Annotated in this window: 24 protein-coding genes; 19 read left to right on the plus strand and 5 right to left on the minus strand. The window is 56.9% G+C overall.

Features of this window, described 5'->3' with window-relative positions; all coding sequences use genetic code 11:
* Positions 1-233 precede the first annotated feature (233 nt).
* The gene (locus tag H7R76_RS10130; protein WP_182930475.1) at positions 234-500 is read left to right on the plus strand and encodes a putative hemolysin; all 267 of its coding nucleotides are present in this window, start codon (positions 234-236) and stop codon (positions 498-500) included.
* Positions 501-503: 3 nt separating this feature from the next.
* Here the strand turns inward: H7R76_RS10130 and hslJ are convergent, their stop codons facing one another.
* A complete protein-coding gene (gene hslJ, locus H7R76_RS10135) occupies positions 504-944 on the minus strand; it encodes a heat shock protein HslJ (RefSeq protein WP_182967673.1) in 441 nt (146 codons plus the stop codon).
* 125 nt (positions 945-1,069) lie between these two features.
* Positions 1,070-2,059, minus strand: a complete 990-nt coding sequence (locus tag H7R76_RS10140) for a 2-hydroxyacid dehydrogenase (RefSeq protein ID WP_106926694.1) — start codon at positions 2,057-2,059, stop codon at positions 1,070-1,072.
* 309 nt (positions 2,060-2,368) lie between these two features.
* Between H7R76_RS10140 and H7R76_RS10145 the strand changes: the two genes are divergently transcribed.
* From H7R76_RS10145 to H7R76_RS10195, 11 genes are all read left to right on the plus strand, one after another.
* Entirely contained in the window at positions 2,369-5,011 is a 2,643-nt protein-coding gene (locus H7R76_RS10145; protein ID WP_182967675.1) for a YdbH family protein, read from the plus strand.
* Positions 5,008-5,199, plus strand: a complete 192-nt coding sequence (locus H7R76_RS10150) for a YnbE family lipoprotein (RefSeq protein ID WP_106926698.1) — start codon at positions 5,008-5,010, stop codon at positions 5,197-5,199. Before H7R76_RS10145 ends, H7R76_RS10150 begins: the two co-directional genes overlap by 4 nt.
* A 20-nt stretch (positions 5,200-5,219) precedes the next feature.
* Entirely contained in the window at positions 5,220-5,534 is a 315-nt protein-coding gene (locus H7R76_RS10155) for a YdbL family probable chaperone protein (RefSeq protein ID WP_227673960.1), read from the plus strand.
* Positions 5,535-5,667: 133 nt separating this feature from the next.
* A complete protein-coding gene (gene hinT / locus H7R76_RS10160) occupies positions 5,668-6,024 on the plus strand; it encodes a purine nucleoside phosphoramidase (protein ID WP_106926702.1) in 357 nt (118 codons plus the stop codon).
* Between the two features lie 3 nt (positions 6,025-6,027).
* Complete coding sequence (locus H7R76_RS10165; protein ID WP_106926704.1) at positions 6,028-6,402, plus strand: YcfL family putative periplasmic lipoprotein; 375 nt, start codon at positions 6,028-6,030, stop codon at positions 6,400-6,402.
* A 22-nt stretch (positions 6,403-6,424) separates the two neighbouring features.
* The gene (lpoB, locus tag H7R76_RS10170) at positions 6,425-7,063 is read left to right on the plus strand and encodes a penicillin-binding protein activator LpoB (RefSeq protein WP_181358000.1); all 639 of its coding nucleotides are present in this window, start codon (positions 6,425-6,427) and stop codon (positions 7,061-7,063) included.
* Positions 7,044-7,886, plus strand: a complete 843-nt coding sequence (thiK, locus tag H7R76_RS10175; protein WP_182967952.1) for a thiamine kinase — start codon at positions 7,044-7,046, stop codon at positions 7,884-7,886. Before lpoB ends, thiK begins: the two co-directional genes overlap by 20 nt.
* Positions 7,886-8,899 (plus strand): beta-N-acetylhexosaminidase, encoded by a 1,014-nt coding sequence (gene nagZ, locus H7R76_RS10180; RefSeq protein ID WP_182967679.1) that lies wholly within the window; start codon positions 7,886-7,888, stop codon positions 8,897-8,899. The genes thiK and nagZ overlap by 1 nt, the downstream gene beginning before the upstream one ends.
* Positions 8,900-8,937: 38 nt before the next feature.
* Complete coding sequence (ycfP, locus tag H7R76_RS10185) at positions 8,938-9,480, plus strand: alpha/beta hydrolase YcfP (RefSeq protein WP_106926712.1); 543 nt, start codon at positions 8,938-8,940, stop codon at positions 9,478-9,480.
* 273 nt (positions 9,481-9,753) lie between these two features.
* Positions 9,754-11,058, plus strand: a complete 1,305-nt coding sequence (locus H7R76_RS10190) for an NAD(P)/FAD-dependent oxidoreductase (RefSeq protein ID WP_106926714.1) — start codon at positions 9,754-9,756, stop codon at positions 11,056-11,058.
* Positions 11,059-11,320: 262 nt separating this feature from the next.
* Entirely contained in the window at positions 11,321-11,857 is a 537-nt protein-coding gene (locus tag H7R76_RS10195) for a glycine zipper 2TM domain-containing protein (RefSeq protein WP_106926716.1), read from the plus strand.
* A gap of 54 nt (positions 11,858-11,911) precedes the next feature.
* Here the strand turns inward: H7R76_RS10195 and H7R76_RS10200 are convergent, their stop codons facing one another.
* Positions 11,912-12,547 (minus strand): TetR/AcrR family transcriptional regulator, encoded by a 636-nt coding sequence (locus tag H7R76_RS10200; protein ID WP_182930478.1) that lies wholly within the window; start codon positions 12,545-12,547, stop codon positions 11,912-11,914.
* 245 nt (positions 12,548-12,792) lie between these two features.
* Here H7R76_RS10200 and bhsA point away from each other — a divergent pair, with 245 nt between their 5' ends.
* Positions 12,793-13,050: a multiple stress resistance protein BhsA gene (gene bhsA / locus H7R76_RS10205; protein WP_106926720.1), complete on the plus strand. Its 258-nt coding sequence runs from the start codon at positions 12,793-12,795 to the stop codon at positions 13,048-13,050.
* A gap of 90 nt (positions 13,051-13,140) precedes the next feature.
* On the opposite strand, the gene ldtC is transcribed toward bhsA, so the two are convergent.
* Entirely contained in the window at positions 13,141-14,100 is a 960-nt protein-coding gene (gene ldtC, locus H7R76_RS10210) for a L,D-transpeptidase LdtC (protein ID WP_182967681.1), read from the minus strand.
* A 142-nt stretch (positions 14,101-14,242) separates the two neighbouring features.
* Complete coding sequence (locus H7R76_RS10215) at positions 14,243-16,324, minus strand: TonB-dependent siderophore receptor (protein ID WP_227673974.1); 2,082 nt, start codon at positions 16,322-16,324, stop codon at positions 14,243-14,245.
* 514 nt (positions 16,325-16,838) lie between these two features.
* Between H7R76_RS10215 and H7R76_RS10220 the strand changes: the two genes are divergently transcribed.
* The 6 genes from H7R76_RS10220 to H7R76_RS10245 all read left to right on the plus strand — a co-directional run bounded on the left by H7R76_RS10220 (position 16,839) and on the right by H7R76_RS10245 (position 22,583).
* Positions 16,839-17,660 (plus strand): ABC transporter ATP-binding protein, encoded by an 822-nt coding sequence (locus tag H7R76_RS10220; RefSeq protein WP_106926726.1) that lies wholly within the window; start codon positions 16,839-16,841, stop codon positions 17,658-17,660.
* The gene (locus H7R76_RS10225) at positions 17,660-18,685 is read left to right on the plus strand and encodes a FecCD family ABC transporter permease (RefSeq protein ID WP_106926728.1); all 1,026 of its coding nucleotides are present in this window, start codon (positions 17,660-17,662) and stop codon (positions 18,683-18,685) included. Before H7R76_RS10220 ends, H7R76_RS10225 begins: the two co-directional genes overlap by 1 nt.
* Positions 18,682-19,734 (plus strand): FecCD family ABC transporter permease, encoded by a 1,053-nt coding sequence (locus tag H7R76_RS10230; protein WP_182967685.1) that lies wholly within the window; start codon positions 18,682-18,684, stop codon positions 19,732-19,734. The genes H7R76_RS10225 and H7R76_RS10230 overlap by 4 nt, the downstream gene beginning before the upstream one ends.
* A 6-nt stretch (positions 19,735-19,740) precedes the next feature.
* Positions 19,741-20,691, plus strand: a complete 951-nt coding sequence (locus tag H7R76_RS10235; RefSeq protein ID WP_182930481.1) for an ABC transporter substrate-binding protein — start codon at positions 19,741-19,743, stop codon at positions 20,689-20,691.
* Complete coding sequence (locus H7R76_RS10240; RefSeq protein ID WP_106926732.1) at positions 20,688-21,590, plus strand: MurR/RpiR family transcriptional regulator; 903 nt, start codon at positions 20,688-20,690, stop codon at positions 21,588-21,590. The genes H7R76_RS10235 and H7R76_RS10240 overlap by 4 nt, the downstream gene beginning before the upstream one ends.
* A 117-nt stretch (positions 21,591-21,707) precedes the next feature.
* Positions 21,708-22,583 (plus strand): NAD(P)-dependent oxidoreductase, encoded by an 876-nt coding sequence (locus H7R76_RS10245; protein WP_182967687.1) that lies wholly within the window; start codon positions 21,708-21,710, stop codon positions 22,581-22,583.
* The last annotated feature ends 17 nt before the right edge of the window (positions 22,584-22,600 follow it).

A 22,600-nucleotide genomic window follows, 5' to 3' on the forward strand; every position in this document is an offset into this window, starting at 1 on the left:
CACATCGCTCTTGAGGATGATGTTAAGGGAAGTCTAGCAAACCTCGGGCTGAATCATTTTTGCTTTTGTGTCCTAAGGGGGCGTCGATATCAATGAGGCGAATGATTTTCGCCACAAAATTGCCAGAAAATGTTTCTACAGCGCATAAATGCGCACTTCGTCTCTCGACGGAGCGGCTCGCGCTGCCTATGATGCTTAGGTTTGTTCTTATTTTTGCAATACGGAGAGAAGAGATGCGAGCTGCGTTTTTAGTGGGGTGTGCGGCGCTATTATTATCTGCGTGCAGCAGTGAGCCCGTTCAGCAGGCGACTGCCGCACACGTTACGCCGGGAATGAGAGCGGCGATGTCCAGCACTGGTGAAGCCAACTGCGCGATGATTGGCGGCTCACTTTCTGCCGCGCGCCAGCTGGACGGCTCCAGTATCGGTATGTGCGCGCTGCCAAACGGCAAACGCTGCAGCGAACAGTCGCTTGCCGTTGGCACCTGCGGTAATTACTAAGCGTTAATGCACTAAATCGGCCAGGCGATAAATCAGCGTCTGGTCTGCCGTGGCGAGGGTCAGCTGCTGCTCGGTTAAATCAACCTGCGCGCCCTGGCGCAACATGGTGCTCAGCGTTCCGTCCAGCGAATTAAGCTGTGGGTCGCTGCACAGTTTTCGGGTCACCGCCAGATCGGTGGCCTTCAGCTCGCCTTTATGTAACGTTGCGGTGCCGGAAAAACCGTTGCACATACTGCCTGAAATATAAATCCGCTCCAGAATCGGCTGTCTTTCGCCAAAGCTCAGCTCGAGTGGAGCGCTATGGCTGCTGACCGCCTTACCGTTCACGCTTTCTAACACAAAGCGATGATGCGCAAGGCTCTCGCCGTTGGTCGACATTTTGCTGTTGTAAACGCAGCCTGAGAGAAGGGCGGCCGCCGCCAGCAGGAAAAACAGGTTCTTCATGGCACAGTACTTCTTCTTAATTATTGGTTTGGTGAATATATTGAAGTCTAACTTTAACGCGGGGCGTGTCTGTGGGGCTTATCCGAAAATGCTCCCCGGCCGTTGTTGCCGGGGAGCGGTGGACATCAGGCGATAGCGTTAGGGCAATCAGCACCGGTGTCGATTTGCTGCAGGTTTTGCAGCGTGGTTTCTGAGATGCTGGTCAAGGCTTCCGCAGTCAGGAACGCCTGGTGGCCGGTAAACAGCACGTTGTGACAGGCGGAAAGACGACGGAATACGTCATCCTGAATCACGTCATTCGACTTATCTTCAAAGAACAGATCGCGTTCATTTTCATAGACGTCCATCCCCAGCGCGCCGATTTTCTGCGTTTTCAGGGCTTCAATCGCCGCCTGGGAGTCAATCAGGGCGCCACGACTGGTGTTAACAATCATCACGCCGTTCTTCATTTTTTCAAATGCGCTGGCGTTCAGCAGGTGGTAGTTCTCCGGCGTCAGCGGGCAGTGCAGTGAAATAATGTCCGACTCGGCAAACAGCGTCGGCAGGTCGACATACTCCACGCCCAGTTCAAGCGCGGCAGCGCTTGGGTACGGATCAAAGGCCAGCAGGCGCATGCCGAAACCTTTGAGAATACGCAGGGCGGCAACGCCGATCTTCCCGGTGCCGATCACGCCAGCGGTTTTACCGAACATGGTGAAACCGGTCAGCCCTTCCAGTGAGAAGTTGGCATCGCGGGTGCGCTGATAGGCGCGGTGAATGCGGCGGTTCAGGGTCATCATCAGGCCGATAGCGTGTTCGGCAACGGCTTCCGGGTCGTAGGCCGGCACGCGCACCACGCGCAGCCCCAGCTCTTTCGCCGCGTCGAGATCGACGTTGTTGAAGCCCGCGCAGCGCAGCGCAATGTACTTCACGCCGTTGGCTTTTAACTCTTCCAGCACCGGACGGCTACCGTCATCGTTAACGAAAATACACACCGCTTCACAGCCATGGGCCGTTTTGGCGGTTTTCTCCGTTAACAGGAAATCAAAAAACTCAAGCTCAAATCCATATGCCTGATTAACATTTTGCAGATACTTTTTATCGTACTGCTTTGTACTGTAAACGGCGATTTTCATGAGACTTTTCTCCAATGATTTTAGAGTCAAGTTAGCATAATTCAAAAAATCTTACAAAATATAAAAATGTTTTGAATGCTAAGGATACGTAAAGATATACGCATGAGTATAGGTCGTTTAAATGGGGGCGCGTAGAGGTAATCTCAATCAGAATCAACTGAAATTCCTCACATTTTATTATGCAGCAGCTACGCTTAATCCATCACAGCGGTTTCACTATCTGGTCTGACATGACACAATATGCGCCTTTGGACCGCCCGCTGTGCGGCCAGGCATGACTGCTTTTTCAATCTGGATATGACTGCACCCATGAAGGGTAAATATAAAGCCATCATTGCGCTACTCCTGCTTTTAGTACTGCTGCCGCTCACGCTGGTGATGACGTTGGGGTACTGGGTTCCTACGCTGGTGGGCATCTGGCTTCCGGCCGGAACGCGCATTGCCTTTAACGAAAGCCCGCGGCTGACCCGATCGGCGCTACGCATTCCCGATCTTCGCTATCTGGTAGGCGACTGCGAACTGGCGACGCTCAAAGAAGTGACCCTGTCACACCCAAGCCGCTGGCGACTGCACGCCACGGCGGTCAACCTCAACTCACTCTGCTTTACTAAACTGCCACAAAACGATGCCGTGCCCGGTGCGCCGCGCACGCTGGCGGAGTGGCAGTCAATGCTGCCCAATACCTGGCTGACGATTGATTCGCTCAGCATTTCGCCTTGGCAAAAATGGCAGGGCAAGCTAACGTCTTCGCTCACCCCGCAGCGCCAGGACATCGCGTACGAGGGCGAGCAGGTCGCACTGCGTGCCCGCCTGCACGGGCAGGCGCTGACGGTCAGCGAGTTTCGCGCTAGCCTGCTTGACGGGGAACCGCCGGTAAAGCTGCTGGGGGAATTTACGCTGCCGCTGGTGCCGGATGGCTTACCGATCAAAGGGCATCTCGAGTCGACGTTTCAGGTGCCTCAGGTGCCGTCTCCGGTTGACGCCGAGCTCAACTGGGACGGTAATCAAGGTCAACTGGTGATGATGGCCCGCGGTGAAGACGATCCGCTGGTCGATTTGCCGTGGACCTTAACCGAACAACGGCTCACCATCAGCGATGGCCGCTGGAACTGGCCTTATCAGGCCGGTATTCCGCTGAGCGGGCGCGTAGGCGTGAAGCTGGAAAACTGGCAGCAGGGGGTAGATAAGACGCAGGTAAGCGGTCGTCTTAGCGTGCTCACCTCCGGCGATGCCGGCAAAGGCGTGGCGGTGTTGAACATGGGGCCCGGCGTGCTCAGTATGGACAACAGCGACATGCCGCTTCAGCTGGTGGGGGAAGCCAAGCAGGGCGATCTGATTTTCTACGCCAAACTGCCCGCACATCTCAGCGGCCCGCTGATGACGCCGGTGCTGGCGTTCCAGCCCGGGGCACTGCTGCGTTCACGCGGGCGAGTGATTGATGCGCTCAATATTGACGACGTGCGCTGGCCGCTGGCCGGGGTGAAAATCTCCACTCAGGGGATTGATGGCCGCCTGCAGGCGATCCTTCGCGCCCACGAGCAGCAGACCGGGGATTTTGTGCTGCACCTTGATGGGCAGGCCGACAACTTTATGCCGGATAAAGGCACCTGGCAGTGGCGCTACTGGGGCGACGGTCATTTCACTCCGATGCAGGCTCGGTGGGATGTGACCGGCACCGGAGAGTGGCGCGACAGCGCGATTGTCCTCAATACGTTATCGACCGGTTTTGATAAGCTCCAGTACGGCACCATGACTATTGATAAGCCGCGCCTGAAGCTGGAGCAGCCGATTCACTGGATCCGCAATGAACAGCATCCGTCCTTTACCGGCGCATTGGCGCTGGACGCCAGCGAAACCCGTTTTACCGGCGGCAGCGTACTGCCAGCCTCGGCGTTAACCTTCAGCGTGGAAGGGCGCGATCCCACATTCTTTCAGTTTAAAGGTGACCTCAAGGCGCAGGCTATCGGCCCGGTGCGCGTGACCGGGCGCTGGGACGGTGAGCGTCTGCGCGGCCAGGCGTGGTGGCCCAAGCAGTCGCTGACGGTATTCCAGCCGCTGGTGCCGCCGGACTGGAAAATGAAGCTACGCGAAGGGTCGCTGTACGCACAGGTCGCCTTTTCCGCCGCCGCTGGTCAAGGCTTTGAAGCAGGCGGCCACGGCGTGCTGCGCAGCGGCAGCGCGTGGATGCCGGATAACGAAATTAATGGCGTTGATTTTGTGCTGCCGTTCCGTCTGAAGTCGGGCGTCTGGCAGTTGGGGACGCGACGTCCGGTTTCGCTGCGTATCGCCGAAATTGTTAACCAGGTGACCGCACGTAACGTGACCGCCGACCTTCAGGGCACCTGGCCGTGGAGCGAAGCATCGCCATTGCAGCTGAGCGACGTCAGCGTTGATGTGCTTGGCGGCAAGGTGACGATGCAGCAGCTGCGGTTGCCGCAGCATGATGCGGCGCTGCTGCGTTTACAGCATATTTCGACCAGTGAACTGGTGAGCGCGGTTAACCCGAAACAGTTTGCAATGTCCGGAGCGGTCGATGGCGCGCTGCCGCTGTGGCTGAACGACAGTCAGTGGATTATTAAAGACGGCTGGCTGCATAACCCGGGCCCGATGACCCTCCGGCTTGATAAAGACACTGCCGATGCGGTTGCTGCGGACAACATCGCCGCTGGCGCCGCCATCAACTGGCTGCGCTACCTGGAAATCTCACGCTCGTGGACGCGCATTAACCTCGATAGTCTGGGACAGTTATCGCTTCAGGCTACGGTTACCGGTACCGGGGTGATGGATGAAAAACGCAGTACGGTGCAGCTCAACTATACGCACCAGGAGAATGTTTTTGATTTGTGGCGAAGCCTGCGCTTTGGCGACAAACTTCAGTCATGGCTTGAGCAACACGCGACCCTTCCCGGGGTGCCGTGTCGTAGCGGCAAGGAATGTAAGGAGCAACAATGAAATTATCCATCGCCATGCTGGCCGTCGCGGCAACGGCATTGCTATCGGGCTGTGTACCGCGTATAGAGGTGGCGGCGCCGAAAGAGCCGATTACCATCAATATGAACGTCAAGATTGAGCATGAAATCCGCATCAAGGCCGATAAGGACGTTGAGGATCTGCTCAAATCGCGTAGCGATCTATTCTGAGGCCGGTGATGATAAGACAAATGCGTATAATCGCGGTTTTGCTGGGGGGCCTGATCGGCGCGCAGGCGATGGCATTAACGCTGTCGGACGCCCGCACACAGGGGCGGGTAGGCGAAACGCAGGGCGGCTATCTGGCGCCGATCGAGCAGGACAGTGAAACGCTGGCGCTGGTGAAAAAGATTAATCAGGCCCGTAGTGAGAGCTATCAGCAGCTTGCGCAAAGTCATAACCTGCCGCCGCAGGACGTGGCGCGGCTCGCTGGAAAAAAACTGATTGAAAAAGCGCAGCCTGGGGAATATGTGCAGGGGATTAACGGTCAGTGGGTGCGCAAGTAACATACTGGCAGGGATAAGAAAAAGTCTATTCCGGTTGAAAGAAGGGCTGTAACTCGCTCATAATCCTGGCATCTAACCTGTTTGTCGGCCACGCTTTTACCGACGGCATAGGACAATAATAAAGGAATTCGTTATGGCAGAAGAAACCATTTTCAGCAAAATTATTCGTCGGGAAATCCCGTCGGACATGGTGTATCAGGATGAACTGGTGACCGCTTTTCGTGATATCTCTCCGCAGGCCCCGACCCACATTCTGATTGTGCCAAATACGCTGATTGCCACCACTAATGACGTTAGCGCGGAGCATGAGCAAACGCTGGGGCGGATGGTCACGGTGGCGGCCAAAATTGCGCAGGATGAAGGGATTGCCGAAGATGGCTACCGCCTGATCATGAACTGCAACCGTCACGGCGGTCAGGAAGTTTACCACATTCATATGCACCTGCTGGGCGGGCGCCCGCTGGGGCCGATGCTGGCACATAAAGGCTAACTTATGAAATCGGCATGTCTGGTTCTTTTGCTGGCTACGGCGCTGCTATCCGGGTGTCATTCACGCCCGGAAATCGCCGTCGGTGAACAGCAGACGCTGGTGATGGAGTCCAACGTTCTGGCCGCCGGGATCAGCGCAGAACAGCCTGAACTGACGCTGTCGGACATTCAGGCCACCGCCAGTGCAAAGCTGTTCAATGAAAGGCGAGAGCCGGTCACCGTTCATTATCGTTTTTATTGGTATGACGCCAGAGGGCTGGAAATGCACCCGCTGGAGGCGCCGCGCAGCGTGACGATACCCGCGATGGGCTCGGTCACCCTGTACGGGACAGCTAACGGTTTGGGGGCGCATAAAGCCCGACTGCATCTTTATCTCTGAGGGGTAAACAGGAATGAGTAAATTGGGTCGCTATGCGTTGATTGCTTCGCTGGCAATCGTGCTTGCCGGGTGTACGGTACGTCAACAGCCTGCACCGGTAGAGACGGCGAATCCGCAGCAGCCACAGCAGCCTGTTGAGCCGCAGCAGCCGGTGCCGACGGTACCGACGGTGCCGACGATTCCGCAGCAGCCGGGGCCGATTGAGCACGGCGGAGAAACGCCAGCGCAGCCTACGCCGCGTGTGCGTCATTACGACTGGAACGGCGCAACGCAGCCGCTGGTCGCAAAAATGCTGCAAACCGGCGGCGTTAACGCGGGCAGCATTCTGCTGGTCGATAGCGTCAACAACCGCACCAACGGTTCGCTGAACGCGGGCGAAGCCACCACCGCGCTGCGTAATGCGCTGGCGGGGAACGGCAAGTTCACGCTGGTCTCTGCGCAGCAGCTGGCGGTAGCGAAACAACAGCTGGGCCTGTCGCCGCAGGATAGCCTGGGTTCGCGCAGTAAAGCGATGGGGATTGCCCGCAACGTCGGCGCCCAGTATGTGCTGTATACCAACGCCACCGGCAACGTCAATGCGCCGACGCTGCAAATGCAGCTGATGCTGGTGCAAAGCGGTGAAATCGTCTGGTCAGGTAAGGGTGCGGTTGCGCAACAGTAAACTCTCGCGTGACGCGCTGTTGTCACGCGAATTTCCGCATTATCACGTCGTCGCCAGCCCTGAAACCTCAGGGCTGAGCGGCAGCAGCTGTATTTTGCAATGCGGCGAAAGGCGGCTGGTGCTACGCCAGCATCACGCGCCCGATGCGCCGGAAAGCGAATTCCTTCGACAGTATCATGCGCTGCGTCAGCTACCGTCGACGCTGGCGCCAAAGCCTATCTTTTATACGCCCGGCTGGATGGCGGTCGATTTTTTAGCCGGAGAGATCAAAAGCGTGCTCCCGGCGCCTCGACCGCTGGCCACTCTCCTGTATGATTTACACCAGCAGCGCCGATTCGGCTGGCGGCTCGCTTTGTTGCCGCTGCTTGAGCAGTACTGGCAGCAGTGTAGCCCGTCGCGACGAACCCCGCGCTGGCTTCGCTGTTTGCAGCGCCTGCGTCAGCAGGGGGAGCCGCGCCCGTTACGGCTGGCGCCGCTGCATATGGATGTCCACGCGGGCAATATTGTGCACACGGTAGACGGTTTACGTCTGATCGACTGGGAATACGCCGGTGACGGTGATGTTGCCCTGGAGCTGGCGGCCGTGTGGACGAAGGACAATCAACAGCGTCATCAGCTGGTGCAGGCCTACGCCATGCTGGCGAGAATACCGCCGGAACGGCTTTGGCGTCAGACAATGCGTTGGCGACCATGGGTACTGATGCTGATGGCGGGCTGGTTCGAGTGTCGCTGGCAGCAGACCGGTGACGAACAATTTATCACGCTGGCCAATAAAACCTGGCAGCAGCTTAAGAATGATAAGGAGGCCGTGTGGGGCCAGTAATGTTGGATGTGGAAGGCTACGAGCTGGATGCCGAAGAACGTGAGATTCTGGCGCACCCGCTGGTGGGTGGCTTAATTCTGTTTACCCGTAACTATCACGATCCGGCGCAGCTACGTGAGCTGGTACGCCAGATTCGCAGCGCGTCGCGTAACCATCTGGTGGTGGCCGTGGATCAGGAAGGCGGCCGCGTGCAGCGCTTCCGTGAAGGTTTCACCCGCCTGCCGGCCGCGCAGTCTTTTGCCGCCGTTCTGGGCGAAGAGCAAGGGGGGCGCATGGCGGCCGAGGCGGGCTGGTTGATGGCCAGCGAAATGATCGCCATGGATATTGATATCAGCTTCGCGCCGGTGCTCGACGTTGGGCACATTTGCACCGCCATCGGCGAGCGCTCCTATCATGAAGACCCGCAAAAGGCGCTGGCGATGGCACGCCATTTTATTGACGGTATGCACAGTGCCGGTATGAAAACCACCGGTAAACATTTCCCGGGCCACGGCGCGGTCACCGCCGACTCGCACAAAGAGACGCCGCACGATCCTCGTCCGGAAGCGGACATCCGTGCAAAAGATATGGCGGTGTTCAAGACGTTAATTACCGAGAATGCGCTGGACGCGATTATGCCGGCGCACGTTATTTATGATGCGGTCGATCCGCGTCCAGCCAGCGGTTCCGCCCATTGGCTGCAAACCGTACTGCGCGGCGAGCTGGGGTTCAACGGCGTGATTTTCTCTGACGATCTGTCGATGGAAGGCGCGGCAATTATGGGTAGCTACGCCGAGCGCGGCCAGGCGTCGCTCGATGCCGGTTGCGATATGATCCTCGTCTGCAATAATCGTAAAGGTGCGGTGAGCGTGCTGGATAACCTGTCACCGATCAACGCAGAGCGTGTTACGAAGTTGTATCATAAAGGTTCATTTAGCCGTCAGGAACTGATGGACTCCGCCCGCTGGAAAACGGTTAGCGCTCAGTTGGAACAACTCCATGAACGCTGGCAGGATGTGAAGGCTGGTCATTAACCCTCCCGGTGTGGGAGTAATGGTGTGGTGAGGACGCGATGATTATCTATTTACACGGTTTTGACTCGAATAGCCCTGGTAACCATGAAAAAGTGCTGCAGCTGCAGTTTATCGACCCGGATGTACGGTTGATTAGCTACAGCACGCGGCATCCGAAGCATGACATGCAGCATCTGCTTAAAGAAGTGGACAAAATGCTGCAGCTGAACGCCGATGAGCGTCCGCTGATTTGCGGCGTGGGGCTGGGTGGCTATTGGGCCGAACGTATCGGTTTCCTGTGTGATATTCGCCAGGTGATGTTTAACCCGAATCTGTTCCCCAACGAGAACATGGACGGCAAGATAGATCGCCCGGAAGAGTACGTGGATATTGCCACTAAGTGCGTCAATAACTTCCGTGAGAAAAACCGCGATCGTTGCCTGGCCATTCTCTCTCGTCATGATGACGCGCTGGATAGCCAGCGTTCAGCTGACATGCTGCATCATTACTACGAGATCATCTGGGACGAACAGCAGGGCCATAAGTTCAAGAATATCTCGCCGCACCTGCAGCGAATCAAAGCGTTTAAAACGTTAGGTTAAACGCGGATCGGAAAAGCCCCGGCGTCGTCGAGTCGCCGGGGCTTTTTTTTGTTAATTTTCAACCTGGCACGGGCGTTTTTTGCGGGCTTAGCCGCCGTTCGTTCAACTTCTGCGCGATAAAACTTGATACACATCAATTTTGGTATGACCAATGCACCATTCGTGTTATTCTCATTGCAGCTGAATGGTTTCTTGTTAGTAACTTGTTGTTAATTAAAGGCTATATTTATAACTTTTAATTAACAATTGGTTAATAAATTTTAAGGGGGTCTCGTGACTACGCCAATGAAGAAAATTGTAATTGTAGGTGGCGGCGCTGGCGGCCTGGAACTGGCGACTCAGCTGGGGCACAAACTTGGCCGCGGTAAAAAAGCGAAAATTACGCTGGTAGACCGTAACCATAGCCACCTGTGGAAGCCGCTGCTGCACGAAGTGGCGACCGGTTCGCTTGATGAAGGCGTAGATGCGCTGAGCTATCTGGCGCATGCGCGTAATCATCATTTCCAGTTCCAGCTGGGTTCGGTGATGGACATCAACCGCGAAGCAAAAACCATTACGCTGGCCGAGCTGCGCGATGAAAAGGGCGAGCTGCTGGTGCCGGAGCGTAAGCTGGCGTATGACACGCTGGTGATGGCGCTGGGCAGCACCTCGAACGATTTCAACACCCCGGGCGTGAAAGAGCACTGTATCTTCCTCGATAACCCGCATCAGGCGCGTCGTTTCCACCAGGAAATGCTGAACCTGTTCCTGAAATATTCGGCTAACCTTGGCGCGAATGGCAAGGTCAACATTGCGATTGTCGGCGGTGGGGCGACCGGCGTTGAGCTGTCGGCTGAGCTGCACAACGCGGTGAAACAGCTGCACAGCTACGGCTATAAAGGCCTGAGCAATGAAGCGCTGAACGTCACGCTGGTGGAAGCCGGCGAACGCATTCTGCCCGCGCTGCCGCCGCGCATTTCCGGCGCTGCGCACAGCGAACTGACTAAAATGGGCGTGCGCGTACTGACCCAAACGATGGTGACCAGCGCAGACCAGGGCGGTTTGCACACCAAAGACGGCGAATATATTCAGGCCGATCTGATGGTGTGGGCGGCAGGCATCAAAGCGCCGGACTTTATGAAAGAGATCGGCGGGCTGGAAACCAACCGCATTAATCAGCTGGTGGTGGAGCCGACGCTGCAAACCACCCGCGACCCGGATATCTATGCGATCGGCGACTGCGCATCCTGCGCGCGTCCTGAAGGGGGCTTTGTGCCGCCGCGCGCCCAGGCTGCACACCAGATGGCAACCTGTGCGCTGAATAACATTCTGGCGCAGATGAAAGGCAAAGAGCTGAAGCCGTACACCTATAAGGATCACGGCTCTCTGGTGTCACTGTCCAACTACTCGACCGTTGGCAGCCTGATGGGCAACCTGATGCGCGGCTCAATGATGGTAGAAGGGCGTATTGCCCGTATGGTGTATATCTCGTTGTATCGTATGCACCAGATTGCGCTGCACGGTTACTGCAAAACCGGTCTGATGATGCTGGTGGGAAGTATCAACCGCGTCATTCGCCCGCGTCTGAAGCTGCACTAATCTCTGCACCCGGCCTGCATGTTCTGATGCGTGCAGGCCGGATTGGCACAGCGCTATTCGGCAATGCATGCCAACGTAGCCTGATGGTGCCACGCTTTCCAGGTTTCAAATCGTTACCCGTGTTTATCCTCTCGTTGGCCTTCAGAATTCTCTCAAACACCTCTTTCGCCAGAGAAAATCCTGCTTTTGGGCTTTTGTCTGATAGCGGTCATTTACCTTAAGTTGCACAATTGTTACCAATAGCAACAAAAGAGGATGTCCCGTGAATAAATCAATGTTGGCGGGTATGGGTATTGGCGTCGCCGCCGCGCTTGGGGTGGCGGCCGTGGCGAGTATGAATGTCTTCGATCGCGGCCCGCAGTATGCGCAGGTGATCTCCGCTACGCCCATCAAGGAAACCGTAAAAAACCCGCGTAAAGAGTGCCGCAACGTGACGGTCACCCACCGTCGTGCGGTCCAGGATGAAAATCGTATCGCTGGCTCAGTGCTGGGCGCGGTGGCAGGCGGTGTCATTGGCCATCAGTTCGGCGGCGGGCGAGGTAAAGACGTTGCCACCGTCGTCGGTGCGCTGGGCGGCGGCTATGCCGGTAATCAGGTGCAGGGTGCGATGCAGAACAACGATACCTACACCACCACCGAGCAGCGTTGTAAGACGGTGTATGACAAGTCTGAGAAGACGCTCGGCTATGATGTGACTTATAAAATCGGCGACCAGCAGGGAAAAATCCGCATGGATAAACAGCCTGGTAGCCAGATCCCGCTGGACAGCAACGGCCAGCTGGTACTGAATAAAGCCTAAAAAAGCATGAGTGTGCGATTCGCCCCGTCGTCTCCCCGACTGCGGGGCGTTTTTTTATGCGGCAATCATCTGCGGCCACAGACGCAGGGTGGTTTCCGTAATTTGCATCAGCGTTTCAAAGCTTGCCCCTTCGCGAGCGCTGATTGACATGCCCTGTAAAATACAGCCCAGGAACAGCGCCAGTTCGGCGACGTTTTTCTCTGCCGGGATTTCCCCGCGCGCTTGCCGCAGCTGCAGGAACTGGCTCAGCGTCTGCTCCTGTACCGCGTGGCGTGACTTGATAGTCTTCGCGATCTCTTTAGAAGACGCCGCCAGGGCCGCCGACGTGTTAATCATAAAGCAGCCCGCCGGCGTGTCCTTGCTGGTAAAGCAGGTTGCGACAGCGGTGAAATAGTTGCGTAACGCTTCAATGAGCGTCTGTTCTTCGCAAAACAGACAGGCTTCATTCTTCGATGCAAAGCGGCTGATATAGTGATCGAGAACGGCGCGGAACAGCCCCTCTTTATTCACAAATTCAGCGTACAGCGTCGGTGCCTTTGCCCCCGTAGCCTCGACAAGGTCGGAGAGGGATGTTGCTTCGTAACCATACTGCCAGAATAGCGTCATCGCTTTATCAAGCGCCGCTTCCCGGTCGAATACTTTAGGTCGCCCACGGCCTTTTTTCGCGCAACCTTGCGTGTCAGTTGTCATCGTGCCGCCTACCTCAGTCGGTGATTAGTGAACGGTCATTATAAAAATAATCTGCGGCGGGGGCTAGCGCTTCCGCCGAGAAATACGAATTCATCATATTTGTATGAAAAATATATGAATTTATAATAAATAAACGGTCGTTATAAAAATACGTTGACGTGTGACCTGGATCTCATTATTATTATCTTATCGATCGTTAAGTTAATAACGTCTGACCTACAAAATTCATCTGCAAGGTAACAATCATGAAAAACGTAAAAACCCTGGCCATCGCTGCTGTACTGAGCTCACTGTCATTTGCAAGTTTTGCCGCTGTTGAAGTGCAATCCACTCCGGCAGACCAGCATAAAGTCGGCAACATTGCCGCATCCGCAGGCCCGAACCTGGCATCCCTGGAACAAGAATTAGCGCAGAAAGCCGACGAAATGGGTGCGAAATCTTTCCGCATCACCTCTGTTAGCGGTCCGAACTCCCTTCACGGCACTGCGGTAATCTATAAATAAGCGTTAAAACCCTCATAATGCTTATGTCACTGCAATAAAAAAGGCCCTGAGCGTACCCCGCTCAGGGCCTTTTACTTTTCAGCGTTTTTTCTACATATTTTGCTGCGTGACGCCGTGATGGCGGGTCACATCGACCGGCATACCGGAACGCACGGTCATGACTTTATTCATCACTTCCGCATCGGTACCCGCACTTTGGCTAAACGCCTGCATGCTGGCATTCAGCACAATCGGCAGTGTTTTCGGATCGTCATCAATATGCTCAGACAACGGCTGGTGGACCTCGACCAGATGCACGCCGTTTGGCTCAATAGACGCTTTGATCGGCGTATTAATAATGTTCACTTTAGTGCCCGGGAACACCTTATCGTACAACGCTTTAATGTCGTTATCGCGCAGGCGAATACAGCCGGAGCTCACGCGCATACCGATGCCGAAATCGGCATTGGTGCCGTGCAGCAGGTACACACCGCCGTAGGCCGCCAGACGAATGGCGTGATGGCCCATCGGGTTGTCCGGCCCGGCCGGCATGACAGCAGGCAGCTCGATGCCCTGCGCGCGGTAGCGTGCGCGGATGTTGGCCGTCGGCGTCCAGGTCGGATTGGCGCGTTTATCGGAGACGGTGGTGACCATGGTCGGTGTCACCGTGGTGCCGCCAAGCTGACCGATGCCAATAGGGTAAACGGTGACGGTATTGCTGCCCGGCGGATAGTAATACAGCCGTAGCTCGGCGAGGTTAAGCACAATGCCTTCACGCGGTACATCCGGCAGCAGCGTCTGCAGTGGGATGGTCAGCACGCTGCCGGGACGCGGTACGTAAGGGTCAACGCCTGGATTGGCCTGCAGCAGCGCCAGGAAACCGACGTTATATTTTTTCGCAATGGCTTCCAGTGAACCGCCGTTGTTTTCGACGACGTGGAAGCGGTTTTCACCCACCAGGCGGCTACCCGGCGGCGGCAGCGGCCAGGTGTTGGCGCTGACCGGCAGCGCAACGCTGACGGCAAGCACAATCCCGGCCAGCCAGCGTGAAAGTTGCAGTGTGTGTCGCATCGCGCTAATCCCTCAAAGTCACAAATGTTGTCCAAAAGTTAAAGTGGCTATTATGCGTAAGGATACTGTAGGGAAGTGACGATGGATTGAAAGAGTATGTAAAGCCCGAAGCCTGCACGTACGCTGGCCCCGGGCGGCAGGATCAGAAGGACATTTTCACCGTAAACTGCACTTCACGCGGGTCGCCAATCTGGTTACCCAGGTTATTGCTGGCAATTGACGAGGTGTAGTAGGTCTTGTTAAACAGGTTCTTAACGTTAACCTGCAAGGTGACCGGATATTGCAGCTTCATTTTGTACGCGGCGAAAACGTCCGCGACGGCATAACCCGGTAAGTAGTAGTCCGCGCCGTTGGTGCCGGAACGGCGGCTCAGAGCGTGACCACCGCCGCCTACGGTTAAGGTATTGCTGTCGTAGACGTTGTGAATGTCATAGGTCAGGAATAGCGAACCGGTATGGCGCGGTACGTTCGGCAGCGGCTTACCCGCATAGTCCGGATCTTCCAGAACCTTCGCGTCGGTGTAGCCATAGCTGCCGATAATATTCAGGTTGTCGGTCAATGAACCGGCAACGTCAACTTCAATCCCCCGTGAGCGGACTTTCCCGGCGGTTTTCGCGTAGGTTTCATCGCCGATGGTTTCGGTATACAGCACGTTGCGTTTGTGGATATCAAAGAAGGTCACGTTCGACGTTACACCGTCGAAGAGGTCGAACTTGGCGCCGACTTCGTAGGAGGTTGCTTCTTCCGGCGGCAGATCGCCAATGTAGCTGGCAATAGAGGACTGCGGCATAAACGACTGCGCGACGTTACCGAATAGCGAGACCTGCGGCGACAGTTTGTACACCAGGCCGAATTTCGGCGTCAGTTTTTCATCCTGGCTGTCGGTATTTGCCTGGAACGGACGGCCTTTGCCCGCATACTGGGTGTAGTACTGGTAGCGCACGCCCGCGACCGCAATCCATTTATCCGTCAGATATAACGCGTCCTGTAAATAGGTGGCGTAGGTTTCCTGCTGAATACGCTGATCGCTGTCGGCAGCCGACACGGTGGTGCATTTATCCAGCGTACCGTACACCGGATTGTAGATATTAAGGCTCTTTTTAACATTCTTACAGCGGATCATATCCGTGCGCAGCAGGTCATAATTCTCATAGGCGATGCCGGTGAGCAGCTCATTATAGAAGCCACCGATCACCACGTTTCCTTGTAAATCTGCCCGCGTGGCATGCATGCGCTGGGTTGAACCCTGCGTGGCGTCGACGCGGCGGGTCAGGTCGCCGGTTTTGGCGTCATAGGCCATCACGCGCGCCTGGTTGTCGCTGTACATATCCTGGCTGAAGCTGTAGTCGAAACGCGCGGTCCATTGGCTATTGAGACGGTACTCCGCGTTCAACTGCGCGAGGTCAGAATTGCCGTCGGTAATGTTAAACGGTTCGTCGAAGCGTTCTTTACTCGGTACGTTAACCGCCTGACCGGTATTCAGGTCAAAAATTGTGCCGCGATCGAAAGGCGTATTGTAGTTCCGGTGGGACCACGACAGGTTAACCGTGGCGTCATCGCCAAACCAGGTCAGGGAAGGGGCAATAAAGCTGCTACGCGACTGACCAAAGCTGCGCCAGTAATCTTCATTCTGGTATTCACCAATCAGGCGATAGGCCAGCCGGGTACCGTCGATAGGCCCGGTGACGTCAATCTGTCCGGTACCGCCGCCGAAGCTGCTGGAGGTGGCGGAAATATCACCCGAAAAGGTACGTTCCGGGCGTTTGGTGACAACATTAATCAGCCCGCCGGGATCGAGTATGCCATACAGCGTCGAGGCGGGTCCTTTCAACACTTCAACACGCGACGTCGCGGCATTAAAACTGCGCGGCAATACGGTACGTAGACCGTTGGTCATAATCGAACCGTCGCGGTTTGCGCCAAAGCCGCGACGGGTGAAGGCATCCTGGGTGCCGCCGAGGGTATTGGTTTGCACAACGTTGGCGACGTTATACAGCGCTTCATCGAGTGAAGTGGCATGCTGATCGGCCAGTACCCGATCGCTGACGGTATTCACCACCTGCGGAATATCGAGCATAGGCATTGAGGTCAACGTGGCCGTCGAGCTGCTGAGCGGCTGGTAGCCGTCCGTCACGTCCCGATCTGCCTGCGCGGTCGCGCCGACCACCGTCATGGATTCTTCTTTTTTTGCCGCGTCACCCTGCGGCTGTGCTTCCGCCGCCATCAGCGAAGGGGACGCGACCGCCCCCAGAAAAAGCAGTGAAAAAAGCGCGCGCCCGGTAGTTCCCGTGAACGTCGGGGATAACTGTGTCATCTCTCTGTTTCCCATAAAAAATCTGCCGATGGACGGCAGACAAATTGTATAAAAATCATTGCCCTGAATCGCAAAATCTATCCGTTCACATGCGTTATAAACGTTCCGGATATGTAATGAGAATCATTCAAACATGACGAAATGTAGTAGTAAATGCATGGAGGAATAAATTTATAAGGCACAGGTAACGCAGACTTTCAGGGGCGAGAGTAACGAGGTGGTCTGTTTTAACTATTTGAATATTTATATTTTTATTGTTCATGATGTGTCTGGCGGAACGCGGCGGCGCTCGAAAACCTTATGAAGCAAAGTGGTAATGTAGCGAGCTTGACTACTACATTACGTCATTGCATGATCAAAAGAGAATGAGATTTATTTAAAGTGCGAAACGATATCACGTCGTTGCGGCCGGAGAGAACGAAATATGCCTCAGCGGCAAGATACCCCGCAGGAAAGCGGGATTGTGCTGGAATCCCTGTGCGCAGGATACGGTAATCAGCGAATTGTCGATAACATCAGCCTGACGCTGCCCGTCGGTAAAATGACGGTGCTGGCAGGGGCTAACGGGTCGGGTAAGTCCACCTTACTGAATACGATTGCGCGCATGCTCAAGCCGCTGGGCGGCTGTGTACGTCTTGATGGTCGCGATATTCATCAGCAACCGACAAAGCAGGTCGCACGCCAGTTGGGGCTGCTGCCGCAGTCGCCGCTGACCCCGGAAGGTTTGACGGTATTTGAACTGGTGTCGCGTGGCCGCTATCCCTGGCAGGGGCTGATTCGTCAGTGGTCAGAGCAGGACGAGCTGGCGGTGGAAGAGGCGCTTCGGCTGACCGGGACGCTGGAATATGCGCATCTGGCGGTAGACAGTCTTTCCGGCGGCCAGCGTCAGCGCTGCTGGATTGCTATGGCCCTGGCGCAGCAAACCCCTACCATTTTACTGGATGAGCCAACCACCTGGCTCGATCTGCGCTACCAGGTGGAGATCCTTGAACTCCTTCAGCAACTGACCCGCGAACATGGGCGCACGGTCATTACCGTACTGCACGATCTCAATTTTGCCGTTAACTACGCCGATACGCTGGTGTTTATGAAGCAGGGGCGTATTGCGGGCGTGATTGATGAGCAGCAAACGTGCACGCCGACGCTGATCAAACAGGTGTTCGACGTTGACGTGCAGATGTTGCATAACCCGCAGACCGGCAAACCGTTGTTTATGCCGTTTTGCGCGCGTTCGGCGTTGTCCTGATGTCGGAGCAAAGCATGCTGGCGCGACCGCGTTCTTTCCGTCCGTTCTCGGCATTGATGCTGCTTGGTGCGCTGTTGTGCGCGGCGGCGATTATCCATCTTGGCCTTGGCGCGCGGATGATTGCGCCGCGCGTCGTGGTGGAGGCCTTATTCCACTACGATCCGCGTAATTTTGACCATCGTATTATTGTCAGCCTGCGATTAACCCGACTGCTGGCGGCGCTGCTCACCGGCGCGTCGCTTGGCGCGGCGGGTCTGTTGCTACAAACCGTTATTCGCAATCCCTTAGGTGAGCCGCATATCCTCGGCCTGAACGCCGGTGCCACGCTGGCGGTGGTGGCCTGCTCGGCGGCAGGGGTGTCGTTTAGCGACTGGGGTATCAGCCGCCCGCTGGCAGCAGCGGGCGGGGCGGCGGCCCTGTTTGGTCTGGTCATGCTGCTGGCCTGCGCCGGACGCGCGGGGGCGACGGCCATGAAAATAACCCTCTGCGGCGTGGCGCTATCGGCGTTTGCTTCAGCGATAACAGCCTCTATTTTGATCCTGGATGAGCAGACGCTCCAGGCGATGCGCACCTGGCTCGCCGGTGATTTAGCCGGTATGAATTTTCCCTCGCTACAGCTGGCCTGCCTCCCGGCACTATTGGGTGTGCTGATGGCGGCGTGCCTGACGCCGCGGCTGAATATTCTGGCGTTGGGCGACCGCGTTGCCAGCGGGCTGGGCGTGTCGGTGGCGCGGACCCGGCTACTGGGCGTCGTGGCGATTGCGCTGCTGTGCGGCGCATCGGTTTCAATCGCCGGGCCGATCGGATTTATTGGGCTGGTTGTGCCACATGTGATTCGTCGCTGGGCCGGGCAGGATGTACGCGTTGGGCTGTTGCTGGCGCTACCGACCGGCGCGCTGCTGCTGCTGCTGGCCGATATTCTTGCCCGCTGGCTGCTGGCCCCGCAGGAGCTCGCCACGGGGGTGATGACCGCATTGATCGGGGCTCCGGTGTTTATCGCTATTGCCGTGAGGTATTTCAAATGACGCGCGCGGTGACCAAAGCGGGCTTCCGCCCGTTGACGCTAGGCCCCTGGCGGGTTTTGTTACGCCCAAGGCTATTAAAAATTAGCGCACTGCTGGCGGTGATGATTGCGCTGTTGTTGCTCTATGGGGTAACGCGCGGTTCGTTACCGATCCCTACCAGCGACATTGGGCGCGCGTTGTTTTATCCCCAGTCGCTTAACGCTCAGCAGCTTTATATCGTGCGGGATATCCGCCTGCCGCGCCTGCTGATGGCGATTTTCTGCGGCGGTATGCTGGGGCTGGCCGGCGCTGCGATGCAGTCGATGACCCGTAACGGTCTGGCCGACCCTGGGCTTATCGGCGTGAAAGAAGGCACCAGCGTTGTGGTGCTGACGCTGATCCTCGTTTTCCCGTCGCTAAGCCTGGCCTGGCGGCCGTTGGTGGGGATGGTCGGTGGTGTCCTGGTGGCGCTGCTGGTGATTGTGCTGGCGCGGGATCTTTCACGGCCGCGCTTTATTTTGATTGGTATTGGCGTGTCATGGGCGCTGTCGGCGGCGATGGGGCTGTTTGTCACCACCGCAGATATACGTGATGTCCAGACGGCGATGACCTGGCTTGCCGGCAGCCTGCACGCCGCGACCTGGCCGCTGCTTGCTGTGGCCGTCGCGTGGGCGTTGCCTGCGGTCGTGATTCTGTATCTGACTGCGCGGGCTGCAGATGTGGCGATGCTGGGCAATTCGGTTGCCAGCAGTCTGGGCGTGCGCCTTTCGCGCCTGACCCTGCTGCGCTTTTTCGCGCCGGTGCTGCTGACGGCGGCGAGCGTATCCTGCGTCGGTAGCCTGGGATTTGTCGGACTGATGGCGCCGCATATGGCGCGCTTCTTACTGCGCGGCGGGCAGGTTGCGCTGCTTTCCGGCAGTGCGCTGATTGGCGCACTGCTGGTGTTGCTCACCGATACCCTTGGGCGCCTGGCGTTTGCGCCGCTGCAAATTCCGGCGGGGATCATTATTTCCCTGATCGGCTGTCCGTTCTTTATTTTACTGCTGTGGCGTCGCCGCGACGCTTTGTGAGGATCCATGACCATTCGAGGGTTATTGCCCGTTTTGTGGCTGATAAGCGCCGTTGCTGGCGCGCAAACGCAGGCATTTACTGACGATCTGGGGCGGGTGGTGCAGGTGCCTGAGCACCCGAAACGCATTGTATCGATGCACGATCTCGATATTACCATTCCGCTGATTGAACTCGGCGTGCCGCCGGTTGCCAGCCACGGGCGTACGCGGCCTGACGGTAGCCATTATCTGCGCGCCAGCGCCGAACTCACCGGCGTGGATTTTGAGAATAGCGACATCGCGTTCATTGGCACCGCTGATATCGATCTTGAGGCCGTGGCGGCGGCAAAGCCTGACCTGATTATCACCGAGCCTAACCGCAATGTGCCGATAGAGCAGTTGGCAAAAATTGCCCCCACGGTCAGTATTGACCATTTATTGGGCAGTGCGCCGCGAATTTACAGCAAACTGGCGCAGCTTACCGGCACTCAGGCGCGGCTGGCGGTGCTTGACCACCGCTATCAGACGCAGATTGCGCAGCTCAAGCAGACCGTGGATACGCAAAATATCAGCGTATCGGTCATTCAAGCCAATAATGGCAAAGTGACCGTACATCATTCATACCACTCACTGGGCCGCGTCCTGCGCGATGCCGGCTTTCATTTCCCGCCGTTGATCGAACGCATTCCCGACGGACAGCGAATCGACGTTAGCGCTGAACAAATGCCGGATCTGGATGCGGATTTTGTCTTTGCCACCTGGCGCTCCGACACCGGCGGTAAACCGCAGGATGAGCTCAATGAGATGGAAAAAGTGATGCCGGGCTGGTGCGATTTTATGCGCGCCTGCCGTACCGGGCACTATGTCCTGCTGCCGCGCGATGAAGTTATCTCCAACTCGTATGCGGCGTTGAGCCTGCTGGTGGCGCAGGTGCAGTCCCAGATTGCCGGAAGACCGCTTGCCTCGGAGGGCAAATGAGCCAGAGCGTGCAGCGTAAGGAAAAAAAACGGGTAGATTTGTTCGGCGAGCGCCTGCGCAACCGGGCGGCACAGCTGTCGCCACGGCTATTAGCCGTGGCGCACTGGATTGACGATAACCGCGAAGCGGTGCTTGACCACACGGCAATGGAGATTGCAGCGGCGACGCAAACCTCAGATGCGACGGTGGTGCGCGCCATTCAGGCGCTAGGCTTCGCCGGGCTACGTGACCTTAAGCAAACGATGCAGCACTGGTTTGGCCCGACCATCACGTCATCAGAAAAAATGGCCTCTACCGTGGCGACGCTAACCAGCGACGTCAGCGCCAGCATTGATTTTGTCCTGGAAGGACACCTGCGCGCCTGTGAAGTACTGGCCACACCGGATAACCGTGCGGCTATCGCTCGCGCCGTCGCGCTGCTGAGCGACGCCCGTCAGGTTGCGCTGTTTGGCATTGGGGCATCGGGTATTCTCACCGACTATACCGCGCGAATGTTCAACCGTATCGGCCTGCCGTCGTATGTCCTTAATCGCACCGGATTTAGCCTGGCTGAACAGTTAATTTCACTCCAGCGTGGCGATGTGCTGATTATGATGGGGCAAAAGTCTCCGCACCGTGAAGGGCTGACGACCCTGCGCGAGGCCGCACGTTTGGGTATTCCGACGATTTTGTTGACCCAGGCAACCGACTCGCGGTTTAGCGAAATGTCTCAGGTGGTCATCCATGTTCCACGTGGTGAAAACGGCCGTGTGCCGTTGCACGGGACGGTGATGGTGTGCCTGGAGATGCTGGTGCTGTCGGTCGCGTCGACGGCTTCGCAGCGCACGCTACGCTCCATGAAACGCATTAACGATCTTCACAAAGCCATCGGCAAATCCGGTGGGCGAAAAAGCGAATAGCGCAACCCTCGCTAATGCCAGACCTCAACGGCGGACACTATGATGGACTAACCGGTTGCATTATGACCGGAAAATCATCAGGCTACAAAAAACGACCGAGCATGTGAGGAGAGAGAAATGAAGGCACTGCCCGCGGTAGCGGTTCTGGGATTGGGCGCAATGGGGCACGCATTTGCGGCCAATCTGCTAAAAAAAGGCTTCACGGTATACGGCTGGAACCGCACGCCAGGCCGTGGCGAGGACCTCGAGCACGCGGGGTTACAGCTGTGTAATGACCCTGCGCTGGCGGTCGCCGATGCGCAGGTGGTTATCGCCATGCTGACCGACGGCGATGCGACGCAGTCGCTGATCCGCGCCGTAGCCCCGTCCTGCCAGCAGGGGGCGACTTTCTGCCAGATGGGGACTATCGGGATTCAGGAAACCGCGAATGCGGTCGCGCAGCTTCACGCGCTGCGCCCGGATATGCTCTACCTCGATGCACCGGTATCCGGTACTAAAGCCCCGGCTGAAAATGCGCAGATCCTGGTGATGGCCAGCGGCGATCGCACCCGCGCCGAGGCGGCGCAGCAGGTGTTTGACGCGATTTCTCGCGGGACACAGTGGTACGGTGAGGTGGGTAACAGCCAGAAAATGAAGCTGGTGATCAACGCCTGGCTGATTGCCATGATGCAGGGCGTGGCGGAAAGCATGCAGCTGGCAAAACAGTTTGGCTTCACGGCGGACAAGCTTTGGGAAACGCTGGAAGGCGGCCCGCTGGCAGCACCGTACGTGAAAGGGAAGCTGGCGATGATCCGCGAGAACGACTATACCCCGCAGATGCAGCTACAGCATGCGCTGAAGGATGCGCGTCTGGCGCTGGCAAACGCGCCGCAAGGCACGATGCCGATGATGAGCGATATTGCCACACTGTGGGAGAACGCAGCGCAGGGCGGGCTGGCCGAGCAGGATCTGGCGGCGGTGTACGCGTGGCTTGATAACGCGCGTCAAATCTAACGTGCGGGGAGGGGGCA

Origin of the sequence: Klebsiella sp. WP8-S18-ESBL-06, assembly GCF_014169755.1 — a bacterium.
Classification (GTDB): Bacteria; Pseudomonadota; Gammaproteobacteria; order Enterobacterales; family Enterobacteriaceae; genus Kluyvera; species Kluyvera ascorbata_B.

Bases quoted from the DNA above. Each gene is read 5' to 3' on its own strand.
- H7R76_RS10130 (WP_182930475.1), top strand. From the start codon at position 234: ATGCGAGCTGCGTTTTTAGTGGGGTGTGCGGCGCTATTATTATCTGCG.
- hslJ (WP_182967673.1), bottom strand. From the start codon at position 944: ATGAAGAACCTGTTTTTCCTGCTGGCGGCGGCCGCCCTTCTCTCAGGC.
- H7R76_RS10140 (WP_106926694.1), bottom strand. From the start codon at position 2,059: ATGAAAATCGCCGTTTACAGTACAAAGCAGTACGATAAAAAGTATCTG.
- H7R76_RS10145 (WP_182967675.1), top strand. From the start codon at position 2,369: ATGAAGGGTAAATATAAAGCCATCATTGCGCTACTCCTGCTTTTAGTA.
- H7R76_RS10150 (WP_106926698.1), top strand. From the start codon at position 5,008: ATGAAATTATCCATCGCCATGCTGGCCGTCGCGGCAACGGCATTGCTA.
- H7R76_RS10155 (WP_227673960.1), top strand. From the start codon at position 5,220: ATGCGTATAATCGCGGTTTTGCTGGGGGGCCTGATCGGCGCGCAGGCG.
- hinT (WP_106926702.1), top strand. From the start codon at position 5,668: ATGGCAGAAGAAACCATTTTCAGCAAAATTATTCGTCGGGAAATCCCG.
- H7R76_RS10165 (WP_106926704.1), top strand. From the start codon at position 6,028: ATGAAATCGGCATGTCTGGTTCTTTTGCTGGCTACGGCGCTGCTATCC.
- nagZ (WP_182967679.1), top strand. From the start codon at position 7,886: ATGTTGGATGTGGAAGGCTACGAGCTGGATGCCGAAGAACGTGAGATT.
- ycfP (WP_106926712.1), top strand. From the start codon at position 8,938: ATGATTATCTATTTACACGGTTTTGACTCGAATAGCCCTGGTAACCAT.
- H7R76_RS10200 (WP_182930478.1), bottom strand. From the start codon at position 12,547: ATGACAACTGACACGCAAGGTTGCGCGAAAAAAGGCCGTGGGCGACCT.
- bhsA (WP_106926720.1), top strand. From the start codon at position 12,793: ATGAAAAACGTAAAAACCCTGGCCATCGCTGCTGTACTGAGCTCACTG.
- ldtC (WP_182967681.1), bottom strand. From the start codon at position 14,100: ATGCGACACACACTGCAACTTTCACGCTGGCTGGCCGGGATTGTGCTT.
- H7R76_RS10215 (WP_227673974.1), bottom strand. From the start codon at position 16,324: ATGGCGGCGGAAGCACAGCCGCAGGGTGACGCGGCAAAAAAAGAAGAA.
- H7R76_RS10220 (WP_106926726.1), top strand. From the start codon at position 16,839: ATGCCTCAGCGGCAAGATACCCCGCAGGAAAGCGGGATTGTGCTGGAA.
- H7R76_RS10225 (WP_106926728.1), top strand. From the start codon at position 17,660: ATGTCGGAGCAAAGCATGCTGGCGCGACCGCGTTCTTTCCGTCCGTTC.
- H7R76_RS10230 (WP_182967685.1), top strand. From the start codon at position 18,682: ATGACGCGCGCGGTGACCAAAGCGGGCTTCCGCCCGTTGACGCTAGGC.
- H7R76_RS10235 (WP_182930481.1), top strand. From the start codon at position 19,741: ATGACCATTCGAGGGTTATTGCCCGTTTTGTGGCTGATAAGCGCCGTT.
- H7R76_RS10240 (WP_106926732.1), top strand. From the start codon at position 20,688: ATGAGCCAGAGCGTGCAGCGTAAGGAAAAAAAACGGGTAGATTTGTTC.
- H7R76_RS10245 (WP_182967687.1), top strand. From the start codon at position 21,708: ATGAAGGCACTGCCCGCGGTAGCGGTTCTGGGATTGGGCGCAATGGGG.